Source organism: Ottowia sp. VDI28, from assembly GCF_049532675.1.
Taxonomy (GTDB): domain Bacteria; phylum Pseudomonadota; class Gammaproteobacteria; order Burkholderiales; family Burkholderiaceae_C; genus Ottowia.
In genome coordinates, this window is sequence record NZ_CP149820.1 from 845,291 (window position 1) to 857,533 (window position 12,243).

Sequence of the window (12,243 nt, forward strand, 5' to 3'; positions counted from 1 at the left end):
GAGTGCGCGGCCGAGGACGTCCTGCGCGCCGTCAAACACGCGCTCTCGCAATGGACCCCGCGCGACCTGCAGTTCAGCGACAACGCTTACGTCGACAAGGCGGGCTTTGCCTCCTATCGGTCTCATCGTTTTGTGGGGGCATGCTGGGATGAATTCAGTGTCGATGGCGCCTTGGCCAACATCTGCACCCGCGTCGAACAGCCCATGCACGATGTGGTCGGCGCCCGGGTTCTGAAACCACAAGACACCACAGCGTTCGCCAGCCGGCGCAGCCTGGACGACCGCCCGTCTATCGAGTCATTTTTCGGCGACTGGCCGACGGTGGATTCCACCGGCTGTCGCCAACCACGGGTGGCTCACCCAAAGATGTCCGGCGCGCCGACCCGGATGCGGCAGCCAAAGCAACTCAGTTCCAACTCGAATACGCCGCTGAGTTGCTCGACACCATCATCGCCAACTACAACGCGACACCCCACAGCGGCCTGGGCACCGCAGTCCACTCGACCAGCTGGAATGGTTGACCGCAAAAGGAGCGACACCCCTGCGCCTGGCCGACCCCGGTGCAGTCCGCAGAATGGTGGGCGTTCGCAAGTTGTGCACCCTGCTCGGCGGTGTTGCGACCGGACGGCGCCCCCATTTCAACTTTGCCAACGCCCGGTATTCGGCCGAATGGCTGTGCCTGCGCACCGACCTCATCGGCAAGAACCTCTGGCTCCACATTGAGGATGAAGACGACGCCCGCTACGCCAGCGTCTCAACCGCCCACGGCCTGTACCTGGGCACCGTGCGTGCGGCCCCACCGTGGCATCAATCGCCTCACACGCTGTACATCCGCCAAGCGATACGTGCACTGCACAAGCGGCGCTTGCTGCACCTGTCTACCCACTGCGACGCCATCGAAGAACTGGTGTGGGTCCGATCGTTGCTGGCGACAAGGTGACGATCGCGATCGAGCAGGTGGGTGAGATGACGTTGTCGGTTGTCGAGGCGGACGAGGTCGCGCCGCGTCCGTACTGAGAAGCAGCAAGGAGACAAATGTGAACAAGATGTCCTCCCCTCTCAAGATCATGCTCGGCGTGGTGGCACTGGTCGCCATGGGTGTGGCTGGTGCGCAGGCGGTTCCCTACCCGAGCAAGCCCGTGCGCGTCATCGTGCCTTTCCCTGCCGGAGGCGGCATTGACGTGCTGGTACGGGCGCTCGGTAACGAGCTCTCCCAGAAATGGGGGCAACCCTTTGTCGTCGAGAACAAGCCGGGCGCCTCGACCTTCATCGGCGCAGAGCTCGCTGCCCGCTCGCCGGCGGACGGATATACGTTGCTGGCAACGACAGATCCGACATTCACGTCGAACCGGCACCTGTTCAAGGCGCTTCCCTATGACCCGGATGGCGGATTTGAACCAGTGATCCAGATGGTCAAGGGCGACAACCTCGTCTTCGCGCATCCGAACGTACCCTTCACGGATCTCCAGGAGATGGTGGCTGCGGCGAAGAAGGGGCGGCAGCATTTCTCCTTCGGCTCATACGGGAACGGCACGCAGCCACAGTTGGTGTTTGGCTACCTCAACAAGCGTGAAGGTGTTGACCTGTTGCATGTGCCCTACAAGGGTATCGCTCCGGTCATGATGGGTGTGGCCTCTCGGGAGGTCGACTTGAGTGTCGCGAGTCCAGGCGTTGCCGGTGAGATGATCAAAAGTGGTCGCGTGCGTCCGCTGGCGGTGGCCGGGGACAAACGACTGCCTCAGTTCCCGAACGTAAAGACGACGGCGGAGCAAGGCTTCCCGTACCTGAAGTCGTTCATCTGGTACGGCTTGTTCGCGCCAAAGGGGACGCCACCGGAGATTGTCAACAAGCTGAACGCTGAAATCGCGTCGATCTTACGCAGTTCGGCCTTTGCCGAGCAGCAGGTGAATTCCAAGGGTATGACTGTGATGGCGGGGTCTCCGCGGGAATTCGCCGCGGTGATCAAGCAGGACACGGCCTTCGTCGGCGAAATGGTTAAGGCGGCCAACGTCAAACCTGAATAGGTGCTTGAAGCCTTGTTACTTCTCTTGCGCCAGTAGCAAATAGGGATTGTTTGGCGGCGTCTCGGCAAACAGCAACCGGGCATTGCCCAGCAGGTAACCGTGGAGGCCGCGAGACTTCCTGGGACCAGTGACCTCGCAGCTCCAGATGTTCAGGCCGTTGGGATGCTTGCGGTGGTATTGCAGCCGTTCGAAGCGCTTTTGCACCCACTGCCAATCCTGCTGGCTTTCCTGTTTCGCCAGCGTGCCCACTTGCGGGTGCTCCTGCGCATATCGCTGGAAGACGCCGGGGCTGACGAGGTAGGCGGTGTCGCCCACGGTGTGTACGAGCGCCTTGGCGTCGTTGATGATGAGCCGCCGCGAAGCGACACCTTGTTGCAGCCATGCCATGAAGTGCTCACCGGATGGCTGCGCGGCAGTGGACGCGGGCGCTGGTGACGGAAGCAGGGGGTTCGCCAGGGGCGGCGCAGGCGTTTCGGGGCCTACGGCAGGCGCTTCGACCGAGACGGCTTCTGCATCCTGCCGGGCGGCGGGCAAATCACCCATTCCCACCATCGCCAGCATGTCTTCCATGACGTCGGGCACGGCTTGGGCGGCAGGCGGATGAGCCACGGCAGCGGCGCCGCTGGCTTCCTCCCAGGGAGCGGGCTGCTGATCTTCGGCGGGCGGCACCGCCGCGATCGCTGGTGCTGGCACTGAAGCATCGGCATCTTTGTCTGCTGGTGTCGTGTCGATCGCCACCGTCCCGGCGAACGGCGTCGGCCGCTCGCCAGGCTCCCAAATCAGCGCAGGTGCCAGCCGCAACAGGGTGAACGAGTGGGACCAGCCGGTCGAACTGGTCACGGTCGCGCGCCAGATCGCCTTGCCATCGGACGTCGGCTGCAACATGCCGTGGTCCTGGAGCACGTTGAACACCGCGGTGTTGTTCGCGGGGATGCCATCGACCCCCTGGGACAGCAGGTGCGCGCGCAGCTTGTCCGATACCGTCTTGCTCACCAGCCACAGCGCGTCCTCGGTGAGCCAGCCATCGGAGGCTTCGGGCTGGTTCAGTTTCAGCTCTTCCTTGAGCAGGTAGCGCAGCCCGTTGACCAGCTTGCGTTGGAGCGAGTGCTTGGGCGCGGCCATGGCGCGCGCGGGGTCGCCGCCCAGCTCCTGGGCGACGGAGGCGCGGTCGGCCTGCACGACCAGCTCGCCCAGCACCCCGGCGTGCTCGTACTGCCCGGCCAGGACGTAGAGCAGCGGCGCCCACAGGGACGGATAGCCGCTGAGCCAGTCCAGCAGATCGCGGTCGAGCAGTTGCCGGTAGAGCAAGCCTGTCGCGGCGCTATGGAGCCGGTACTCGCGGTCGGGGTTGTAGCGGAAGCGGTACGGCTGACGCAGCGGCCCGTGCCACGGGTGCCAGGTGCTGCCGTCGGCCAGTTCGACGTGCAGATCGACCGCCACCTTGCCGATGTCATGGAGCAGCGCGGCATAGGCGACGGCCGCAGTCCAGGCTTCGGCCTGCGCCGCCTGGTCTTCGGGGCTGGCGCCGATGGGCAGCAGATGGGACTGCCGCAGTTTCAGGCTGTAGGCGACGATTTCGAGGCCATGGTCGAGCATGCCGCCCGGGTAGGCGTGGTGGTGCGCTTCGGAGGCCGGGAAAGCCTGGACCAGCTCGGCGTAGCGCTCCAGCGGGGCGCGGTAGAGGGTGGCGAACTGCCGGCGCGAGAGCGACGTGCGCTGCCAGATGTGTTCCAGCAGCTTCTGCCGGCGCGGGGTGGCCAGCAGCGATGCGGCCGACTCCGGTCGCACCCACCCTTTCGGGAGGTCGGTGTCGGGTACTGGCGACGGCGCGGCAGCGACCGGGGGTCGTTTTCGCTGGAACAGGGAGAGCATGTCGGTGTCCTGATGGCGGGCCGGGCGGGAGGCCTTTTGGCCTTTTCGAGGTAGGGCCTTTCCCCTTGCACCCCATTCCCTTGCCGTTTCGACCCTTTGGCCTTTAACCGTTTCGGTATAGCGGGGCCTGGGCTACGGCTCCAGCGTCAATGTGGAACCCGCACGAATGGATTGGACGGCGACCTGGCGCTGGCCCGGGCCCATGCTCCCAAGACGCTGCCCCGCCAGGTAGGCTTCCAATAAGGCGACAAAGTTGACAAGAGAGACAAAGGCGACTAGAGTGAATCCTGTCTCAAACCTACCTGGGAAATGACCATGCCCACTGCCATCGAATTCATTGCCGATCGTCTGCCGCGCGTCACGGTGGAGGATGTGCGCCGATTCGCGGATACCGTCGAAATCCGGGATGCCCCGGCGTTCGCGGCCGAGTTGCAGGCGTTCATCCACGAGCGCGTGGAGGCGGTGAAGCTGCCCGCCAACCTGGAAGGTGAAACGGTGGCGCAGGCCTTGCAGCGCAAGGCGGCCGCGCTGCGCGCCGACACGCGCTGGGCACCGACTGAAACCGACGTCCAGAGAGGCCGCGCCGTGCTGCTGGAAGCCTTCAACCAGCCGGACAACCTGCCGCCTGCCGAGTTCGCCAAGCTGGCGGACAAGTCGCGGCAGCAAATCTACAAGGACATCCTGGCCCGTCGTCTGCTGGCGCTGAACGTGGGGCCGCGCGGCCAGAAGCTGCCCGACTGGCAGCTCGACCCGGTGAAGCAGCAGTTGACCCAAGCCGTGCTTCAGGAGGTCGAGGGCATCGACCACTGGACGATCTACCGCGCGCTGTCCGAACCACTCGAAGGCTTGGGCGGTCGCTCGCCGGTGGATGCGGTGACGCATGGCACGATCGATGACGTGGCCGAGGCCGTGTTCAACGTGCTGGGCGTCCAGGTGCATTGAAGCGAGATCGCCATGAGCCACGAGCTGCCTTCGTTCCTGATCGATGCCGGTGAACTGCTCCAGCATGTGAGCCGCGTCGTCTATCGGGGCAGTCCGCTGTACTTTGGCCGCAGCAGCACGAATCGCTACGATGACCCGGCGGGGGCCTATGGCGTGCTCTACCTGGGGCGCGACCTGCCCACGGCGCTGATGGAGTCGGTGTTTCACAAGCACCAGTGGCTTGAAGACACGAAGCGCTCCATCGCCCTGAAGGAAGTCCAGGTCCGGATGGTGCGCGCAGTAGGCGTGCTGGACGATGTGCTCCTGGCCGACCTCACGGCGCCGGGCGTCATGGCGGGCTACTTCGGTCTGAACCTGGAGCAGTTGGCCAGCCGCGACTACACGCACACGCAGCAGGTGTCCGCCCAGGTGCATGCGATGCGCGGAAACGACGGCCAGCCCCTGTTCGACGGGGTGCTCTACCCGTCGCGCAACAACTATCCCGCCAAGAGCATTGCCCTGTTCGAGCGTGCGGGAGCCAAGGTCAGCGTTGTCGAGGACATCGAGCTGGTTGACCATGTGGACTGGCCGCAGTTCGTTGCCACCTACCGCATCGGCGTGGAACCCGATCCCGGCCCGGTGGAGCCGGAGGACGAAGCGTCCTGAAGCAGCAAGAAAGCGCATTGAAGCCTCAAACCGAATGAATTGGAGCAAACTGGAATAGGCATTCCTCAACAGCAGGAGACGACCATGAACACGACGACCCGCACCAGCACCGCAGAACGCCTCGGCCGCGCCTTTGGCCGTGGATGGCGTGCCTATGCGCGCGGCGAACGGCGGGCGTCGAACTGGCTGGCCTCCAAGGGAGTGCCGCTGGCCGGTGCCGCTGCGCTGCTGTGGGCGATCAAGTTGGTCGTGCTCGGTGTGCTGCTGTACAGCACGGCTTGGCTGGCGCTGCTGCTGGTGTTTGCGATGGTGGCCGCCTGGGTGGCGCGCAATGCTGGGCTGGACGAAGACTTGCCCGAGCCAGAATGGCGCAATGGACCTGCAGGATTCGGCCTGTACACCTACGACGGTTTTCGCATTGATCCGCACGTCGAGGACGCCTAGCTGCGCCTACTTCTTCGACACGGCATTGATCGCGATGCCGCCACCCCTCCCGCCAGCAGCCTTGGCATCTCCCGTCGCGCCGGCGAGGCCTTGCAGGACGTTGCCGGCGCGGATACCTGCCCAAGCCAGCGCCATGATCCAGAACGTGGGTAGCACGATGAACATCGTCCCCATGACGAAGTTCAGCAGCATGTCGCCAAAGGCATTGTTCAGCCCCACCAGTGGATCGAAATTGCTGTGCGGCCGGTTCCAGCCCCAGCCCCATCCATAGAGCGCATCGAGGATGGTGCTGTCGATCCAGCGGGCCAACTGGAACCAGAAATCCACGAAGAACAGCGCGAACTGCACGACGCTCACGGTGACGACCGTCTTCAGGTCATAGGTGCCTACGACTAGCACCAATGGGATGCAGATCACGAGCGCCATCTTGAGGAGCGCAAGCACCATCGGCAGCGCTTGGCGCACCACGTCCATTGCCGGGAACGCCGCGATACCCCCGACGGCCATCCCCACGTCGCCGGCAGCGCGCGTGATGATGTTCGGCAAGGTCTTGTCGATCTGGCCGCCGTAGTCCGTATAGACGCTGCCCTGGTTCAGCTTCTGCTGCCGCGGTGACGCGATCGCGCGGATCACCGAATCGTCCACTTGGGCACGGCTCAAAAAACCCGCCCAGCCCGCCAGCCGCGTGAGCAGGCTCGGGTCCACCTGGCCCAGCAACCGCGCCCGCAGGCCGTTGCTGCCATCGGCCCACCATTGCCTGCAGGTCGGATAGCCGCCGCCACTGGCGACCTGCGCCAGCCCGGCGTCGCGGGTACTGTCGTAGGGCCAGTTGTCGCGCGGTGTGGCGGACCGATAGCTGTCGTAGTAGCCAGCGGTGTCCGTGAAGAAGCGCGAGCCGATCCAGGTGACATCGTGCATCTGCGCCTCATCGAGATCCGGGCGCTGCATGAAAAGTTTGGCGCGCGCCGGCCCGTAGCAGTTGTGCGTGAAATCCGCCACCTCCTGAGCCAGTACCGGATCGTCGATGCGCGTGGCATCGATCTCCATCCTCATCTGCCGAAGGTCTGTTCCGCACGGGATGGCCGCCACCGAGGCGCCCGTGACGGCACGTGATAGCGCGTGCATGAAACCCCACCAGACCGGCACCTTGGCGCTCTGGTTGTTGAGCGTGCTGAAAGACTGCGACCAGCCTGTATCCGTGGGTTGAGGCACGCTGACCTGGCACTGGGCGGAGCGCGAGCTGTCGTACTGGATGGTGTTGAGGTCCACGTCGATGAACGGGATGCCGGCGAACATCACGACGACGATGGCGACGAACACCCGGTTCTCGATGCGCGCAGCCGAGAGCACGCCCTTGTTGCCTTCGTCGGCGCCTTCCGCACGGGCCTTCAGCCACTCCTGCACGATGATCGCCACGAAGGGCAGCGCGGACACCCCGCTGGACACCAGCACCGCCCAGATGCCGTTGTTGATGATCCAGGACACGAGGGTCAGGTAGTACTCCAGGTAGTCGGTCGTGAAAAGAGTCATGGCCTGAATCTCCCCTCAGCCCCGCATCAACAGGCTGGCTTCCAGCGCCACGATGGCAACGACGCCAGCGATCTCGCTGCGCATCAGGCGCCGCCGCGCCTGCTCGTCGTCTTCGCGCGCCAGCAGCCGGCGGCGCATCCACACCCATCCATAGGCCGTTGCCCCATACAGGCACAGCCGCCACACCAGGAAGTAGCCTGAAGCTGCCGCCAGCCACTGCTCCCAGCCGGCAACGCTGCCCAGCAGGTAGATGCCCACGATGTTTGCGCCCACGGCAGCGGCGACGAGCGCCACCGCCCACAGCAGCGCCTTTGCCGCGCGCCGGCTGAACAGCCAGCGCGGGTGCAGCCAGGTCGTGTTCATGGCCTGCCCCGGGATTGCCCTTCTGCAACCGATCGAGGCGGTCGGGCACCGGATCGCCTTCGTAGATGCCGCGCGAGCCAGCCGCCCGCGTGCTGTGGCGCTGGATGATGGCCATGGGCGAGTTGTTCGCCAGTTCGCGGCGCAGTTCCAATTCGGTCTTGAGGTTGCGGATGTCCTGGTCGAGCGTGTCGCTCTCGTGGTTCACGGTCTCGACCGCCAACTGGTTCGCCGCCACGTTGGGCTCCTTCTTGCCGGTCAACAAAGTCCGCTGAAGCAGCAATGCCTTCTCCAACACGGACGACAGCGCAACTTCGGAGGCAAGGCGCCGCGCCAGCAGGTCCTGGTCCGGCTCGTCACGCAGTGCCTCGATGACGCCGCGCGTGATCGGCAGCGAGGTGCTGCCGGCAGCGCGCAGGTTCTCGAACGTCGTGTTGCGCGCCCCCGAGACCAGTTCCTGCAAGGCTTCCAGCTTCGCCTCGTATTCCTCTTGGATCAGCGGCGTCAGCCCAACGCCGGGTACGGTCTCGGTCTTGGTGCAGGAATCGCACGTGCGCTGCACCTGTTCCCCGAGGACCCGCGTGGCCCATTCGGTTGCTTGCTGTGGCGAGGTCCAGGTCTGGCAGGACAGGCTGGCGCAACTGACGGGCGCAATGGAGGACGTGTCGGTCACGCCGCGGCCATTGACCAGGTTGTAGCCCGCCCGGGTGACGTCGCCGACCACGCGGATGGCGGTCTGGCCTGCGCCGCCGGCATTGTTGCCGCCTACCCAGGGCACGCCGTCGTTGCCCCGGCGCGTCTCGGCCTGCTCGACGGCCGACACGGCGTCGTTGCTCCCCATCGCGTCACGCAGCGCCATGCCTTCCGCCATCTGGCTCCAGCCAAGCTGGCCCCCCGCCGTCTCGGCCATCTTTTCCGCCATCGCGCGGCACGTCAGCTTGGAACGGTCGAAATCCAGCCGCGCCTGCAGCACGCCGTTGGTGAGCAGGTTGTACAGGCCAGGATCAGCGCGCTGGATGATCAGCGCAGGCAGGGACGCCACGGCACTCGTGGCGCTCTGGATCACGTTGCTCATGATCTGCTGAAAGCCGTTCGTGATGCCGTTGAGCTGGTTGCGCAGCGTGGTCTGGATGCTCATGTCACCGCAAATGAGGTTGCTGTTCCAGCCCACGCCGACCCCGATCGAGCGCATGCCGGCCGCACGGCCCATGGACACCGCGCTGCCGCCACCGATGGAGTACATGACCTCATCGCCGATCACCGGGCCGCTGGTCTGGAATCCCGTCTGTGCCCACGCCAGGCCGCAGCCCAGCGCGAGCGCGCCGGCCAGGATCGCCGGACGCAGAAGGCGACCCGTCTTGGTGGAGAGGTTCGTCAGTTCAGGACGCTTCATCGCCGTACCCTCAATAGAAATCGACGCTGCCGAGGAACACCTGGCCCCTGCGTTCGCAGCACGCATAGGGCCGCCACAGCGCCCAGGCGTAGTCGCCCTGTTGGGCCTGGGTCAGGAAGCCGCTGCGAGGGAAAACCGTGCAGGACGAGGACAGGACGGGCGTGAGTTCCTGCCACTTGCCGGTCGAGGCGTCGCCCTCCATCAGCGCGCCGGCAGGCCAGTAGCCGTCGCGGGAGCTGGCGAGCAGCGGCTGATAGACGTGGATCTGCCCGCGGCGCGTGACGACATCGCCAGCGCGTTGTGCGACTACTGCGCCAGCCTTAAGGTCGTCGCTCTGGTGCAAGAAACCGCCGCGGGGATACACGTTGCCCCAGAGGTTCATCGTGGCGCGCGCACCGACCTCGCGCCGGCCCGGAATCAGCGCTTCCGGATAGGCCATCTCGGGCACGTTGTAGCGCCAGGCCAGCGTGTCCAAGGTGCTGAGCAAGTACGGCATGAATGCCGTGCCCGCGCCCTCGCAGAAATAGCCCGAGGACGAGATGAATTGGTTGAAAACCTCGACGCCAGGGTGGCCGATCACGTCGGCGTTCTTGAACTTCGCGAGGTTGTTTTCGTGATCCTCGTTCGTGGTTCCATCGCCGCCTGCCTGGGCGGACGGGTTGGGCGTGCTCATTGCCCGGACTTCGACCCAGGGGTTCTCGCCGGTGTTGCTGTAGCTGGAGACGACTGCATCGGGAACGTAGTGGCGAACCTTGGTGGACGTGCGCACCGTGCAGCCCGTCCAGGTGCAGTAGAGCCAGTAGCAGATGCCGACGACGCGGTATTCGAGGCAATCGGGCGAAGCCACCGAGCCGACGATGGTGGCGGTGTTGAGGGCGTAGCTGCCGGTGGCACTGAGCAGCAGCACGGACGCCACGCTAGCGTGCAGGCGGCGCATCAGGTCGAATGCTCGGGTCACGGCTGGGTCCTCCGGTGCTGCTCGATGCGCGCAATGGCGCGAGCCACGTCCGGCTCGCCATAGGCCACGTAACGCTGGTCCACCACGACTGCTGGGAGGCTGGTGACGCCCAGGCTCCATGCGTCGGTGACGCCCTGATATGCGGAGGCGATGCGGCGCTGGAGGTCGGCGCCGCCGCTTGAGAGCCGGCGCTTGACGATGGCCGTCGCTTGTTCGGGATCGGTGGGCAGTTCCGCTGAAAGCTCCGCTTCAATCCTGTGAGCTTCGTCCAGCTCGATCAGCCGCTCGCCGCCCATGGTCTTGACCGGGTGGCGGCTGTCGGTGACGACCACCACGTCGGCGGCGAAGGTGGCCGGGCTGAAAACGGCCAGGGCTGCCGGCAGCGCCACGGCCAGGCCGAGGGTTCGCCAGCCCGGCGCGAACCTGGAAATAGATGCTGGCATGTCGCGTGCCCTTGAAGTTGATCAGAGCAGTAGTCAATCGCGAAGCCGACGCGGCCCCAACAAACAATGCGCATCGCGCACTGCCCGCATACCTGCTTGTCTCGCGCCCATGAAAAAGCGGAGGCCGAAGCCTCCGCGTGGATTAGCAAGCCGATGCCATCGCTACAGCAGGCCGGATTCCGCGAACGAGTACGGCGTGCCCTGGCCGACGATGAGGTGATCCAGCACCCTCACATCGATCAGCGCCAGCGCGGTCTTCAGCGTCTGGGTCATCGCGCGGTCCGCGCTTGACGGCTCCGTGCAGCCCGAAGGGTGCTGGTGCGAAAAATGACCGCAGCGGCGTTAAGTTCCAGGGCGCGCTGCACGATTGGGCGCGCATGCACCGTGGTCGAATGGACCGTGCCCTTGAACATCGGCTCGTAGGCCAGCACCTCGTGCATGCTGTTGAGAAAAACGATGGCGAAGATTTCGTTGGGCTCGGCGGCCAGTTTCAGGCGCAGGTAGTCCTTGACGGCCGCAGGCCTCTCCAGGGATGGCCCCTTCTTGAAGACCCGCTGCTCCAGCAACGCGATGGCTTGCCGGATGATCCAGTCATCGGATTGGGACGCGGGGGAAAAACGTGGCTCCACGCAGGAGTCGTTGGCGACGAGAGACATGGCGGACCTCCAGAAAGTGAGCGGAGGGCGCCCCCTGGGAGGGCAAGCCCTCCTGGGGATGGAAACAGCGGAACAAGGTGCATCCATCACCGCGCGGCGGTGATTGTTCGCGGCCAGGATGCGAAAGCGAACGGGTAGCGGTCAGCGCGGCAAGCCGTGCCGTAGCCTCCAAGACCGAGGGCTACCTGGGCATGTCGCCGACAACGTCGGCAGGCATTTCGGATGTGGCGGTGGCGGGTGAAGCCGCCGCGTCGCTGGCCATGTCCCCAGCCGCCAGCATGTCCATGGCCGACAGCAAGGCATCGCCCTCGATAGGCCCCTGCAGCAGGATGGCCTGGCCCGTCTGGCGATCGAGCAGCCGCAGCGACGGTGTGGCGGTCACGCCGCTCTTGGTGGCTTCTGAGGACTGGACGCGAATGGCGGCGCCGGGACGTTCGCTTGCCATGCACTGCTCGATGGCTGGCGTGGATTCGGGGTACTGAAGCCCGTCGGGCAATCCTTGGCCGTCGCTGCGCGTATGGGCATAGACCCATTCGACGGCTTGCCAGAACGCAGCATGCCCGCCAGCTTCAGCGGCGCACTCGGCCAGACGTGCCTCGGCCGACGCGGCCGGCTCGTGCGCAGCCAGCGGCTGGTGGTGCCATTGCAGTGCGACGTCGGTGTTGTTGCCGACCCAGCGCTTGAGCTGCGGGAAGTACTCCCGGCAGAACGGGCACTCCAGGTCGGCATAGAGCGTCAGCGTGAAGCGGCCCTCCGGGTTGCCCATCTGCCAGGGCGGCCCGGAAGGCTGCGTCATGCTGGCCGACGCGGGCGGCTGCGGCGGGGATTCGCCGGGCGACCGGAACACCAGCCAGATCAGCAGCAGCGCGACCAGCGCAGCAGCCAAGACCCAGGGCCAGCGAGGCCGCCGAGTGCGGCCGCGGAACGCCTGGACCTGCATCGGGATGGAAGGACGTTTCGGTTCCATGGCGTTCTC

Annotated in this window: 11 protein-coding genes and 2 pseudogenes; 5 read left to right on the top strand and 8 right to left on the bottom strand. The window is 65.4% G+C overall.

The window, feature by feature from the left end; genetic code table 11:
* The first annotated feature begins 517 nt into the window (after nucleotides 1-517).
* Nucleotides 518-940, top strand: a complete 423-nt coding sequence (locus WJU18_RS03890) for a hypothetical protein (RefSeq protein WP_423458859.1) — start codon at nucleotides 518-520, stop codon at nucleotides 938-940.
* Nucleotides 941-1,046: 106 nt separating this feature from the next.
* On the top strand, nucleotides 1,047-2,024 hold the full coding sequence (locus tag WJU18_RS03895; RefSeq protein WP_377561296.1) for a Bug family tripartite tricarboxylate transporter substrate binding protein: 978 nt from the start codon (nucleotides 1,047-1,049) through the stop codon (nucleotides 2,022-2,024).
* Between the two features lie 15 nt (nucleotides 2,025-2,039).
* Here the strand turns inward: WJU18_RS03895 and mobH are convergent, their stop codons facing one another.
* A complete protein-coding gene (mobH, locus tag WJU18_RS03900) occupies nucleotides 2,040-3,896 on the bottom strand; it encodes a MobH family relaxase (RefSeq protein WP_377561294.1) in 1,857 nt (618 codons plus the stop codon).
* Between the two features lie 315 nt (nucleotides 3,897-4,211).
* On the opposite strand from mobH, the gene WJU18_RS03905 reads away from it, so the two are divergent.
* The 3 genes from WJU18_RS03905 (at nucleotide 4,212) to WJU18_RS03915 (ending at nucleotide 5,927) form a co-directional block, all read left to right on the top strand.
* A complete protein-coding gene (locus WJU18_RS03905; RefSeq protein WP_180550135.1) occupies nucleotides 4,212-4,838 on the top strand; it encodes an integrase in 627 nt (208 codons plus the stop codon).
* Between the two features lie 12 nt (nucleotides 4,839-4,850).
* On the top strand, nucleotides 4,851-5,483 hold the full coding sequence (locus WJU18_RS03910) for an RES family NAD+ phosphorylase (protein WP_180550134.1): 633 nt from the start codon (nucleotides 4,851-4,853) through the stop codon (nucleotides 5,481-5,483).
* Nucleotides 5,484-5,567: 84 nt separating this feature from the next.
* Nucleotides 5,568-5,927, top strand: a complete 360-nt coding sequence (locus tag WJU18_RS03915) for a DUF3742 family protein (RefSeq protein ID WP_180550133.1) — start codon at nucleotides 5,568-5,570, stop codon at nucleotides 5,925-5,927.
* A gap of 6 nt (nucleotides 5,928-5,933) precedes the next feature.
* On the opposite strand, the gene WJU18_RS03920 is transcribed toward WJU18_RS03915, so the two are convergent.
* From WJU18_RS03920 to WJU18_RS03950, 7 genes and pseudogenes are all read right to left on the bottom strand, one after another.
* Nucleotides 5,934-7,457, bottom strand: coding sequence for a conjugal transfer protein TraG N-terminal domain-containing protein (locus tag WJU18_RS03920; RefSeq protein WP_423458860.1), 1,524 nt, complete (start codon nucleotides 7,455-7,457; stop codon nucleotides 5,934-5,936).
* Between the two features lie 15 nt (nucleotides 7,458-7,472).
* On the bottom strand, nucleotides 7,473-7,820 hold the full coding sequence (locus tag WJU18_RS03925; RefSeq protein WP_180550131.1) for a hypothetical protein: 348 nt from the start codon (nucleotides 7,818-7,820) through the stop codon (nucleotides 7,473-7,475).
* A gap of 7 nt (nucleotides 7,821-7,827) precedes the next feature.
* Nucleotides 7,828-9,210, bottom strand: a pseudogene (locus tag WJU18_RS03930) (integrating conjugative element protein); the annotation flags it as partial.
* A gap of 10 nt (nucleotides 9,211-9,220) precedes the next feature.
* The gene (locus WJU18_RS03935; protein WP_180550130.1) at nucleotides 9,221-10,168 is read right to left on the bottom strand and encodes a TIGR03756 family integrating conjugative element protein; all 948 of its coding nucleotides are present in this window, start codon (nucleotides 10,166-10,168) and stop codon (nucleotides 9,221-9,223) included.
* Entirely contained in the window at nucleotides 10,165-10,611 is a 447-nt protein-coding gene (locus tag WJU18_RS03940; protein WP_180550129.1) for a TIGR03757 family integrating conjugative element protein, read from the bottom strand. The genes WJU18_RS03935 and WJU18_RS03940 overlap by 4 nt, the downstream gene beginning before the upstream one ends.
* A 162-nt stretch (nucleotides 10,612-10,773) precedes the next feature.
* Nucleotides 10,774-11,267: pseudogene (locus tag WJU18_RS03945) on the bottom strand (JAB domain-containing protein).
* Between the two features lie 181 nt (nucleotides 11,268-11,448).
* Nucleotides 11,449-12,234, bottom strand: a complete 786-nt coding sequence (locus tag WJU18_RS03950; protein ID WP_180550128.1) for a DsbA family protein — start codon at nucleotides 12,232-12,234, stop codon at nucleotides 11,449-11,451.
* Nucleotides 12,235-12,243: the final 9 nt, after the last annotated feature.

Coding starts and splice junctions, on each gene's coding strand:
- WJU18_RS03895 (WP_377561296.1), top strand. CDS start 1,047: ATGTCCTCCCCTCTCAAGATCATGCTCGGCGTGGTGGCACTGGTCGCC.
- mobH (WP_377561294.1), bottom strand. CDS start 3,896: ATGCTCTCCCTGTTCCAGCGAAAACGACCCCCGGTCGCTGCCGCGCCG.
- WJU18_RS03905 (WP_180550135.1), top strand. CDS start 4,212: ATGCCCACTGCCATCGAATTCATTGCCGATCGTCTGCCGCGCGTCACG.
- WJU18_RS03910 (WP_180550134.1), top strand. CDS start 4,851: ATGAGCCACGAGCTGCCTTCGTTCCTGATCGATGCCGGTGAACTGCTC.
- WJU18_RS03915 (WP_180550133.1), top strand. CDS start 5,568: ATGAACACGACGACCCGCACCAGCACCGCAGAACGCCTCGGCCGCGCC.
- WJU18_RS03920 (WP_423458860.1), bottom strand. CDS start 7,457: ATGACTCTTTTCACGACCGACTACCTGGAGTACTACCTGACCCTCGTG.
- WJU18_RS03925 (WP_180550131.1), bottom strand. CDS start 7,820: ATGAACACGACCTGGCTGCACCCGCGCTGGCTGTTCAGCCGGCGCGCG.
- WJU18_RS03940 (WP_180550129.1), bottom strand. CDS start 10,611: ATGCCAGCATCTATTTCCAGGTTCGCGCCGGGCTGGCGAACCCTCGGC.
- WJU18_RS03950 (WP_180550128.1), bottom strand. CDS start 12,234: ATGGAACCGAAACGTCCTTCCATCCCGATGCAGGTCCAGGCGTTCCGC.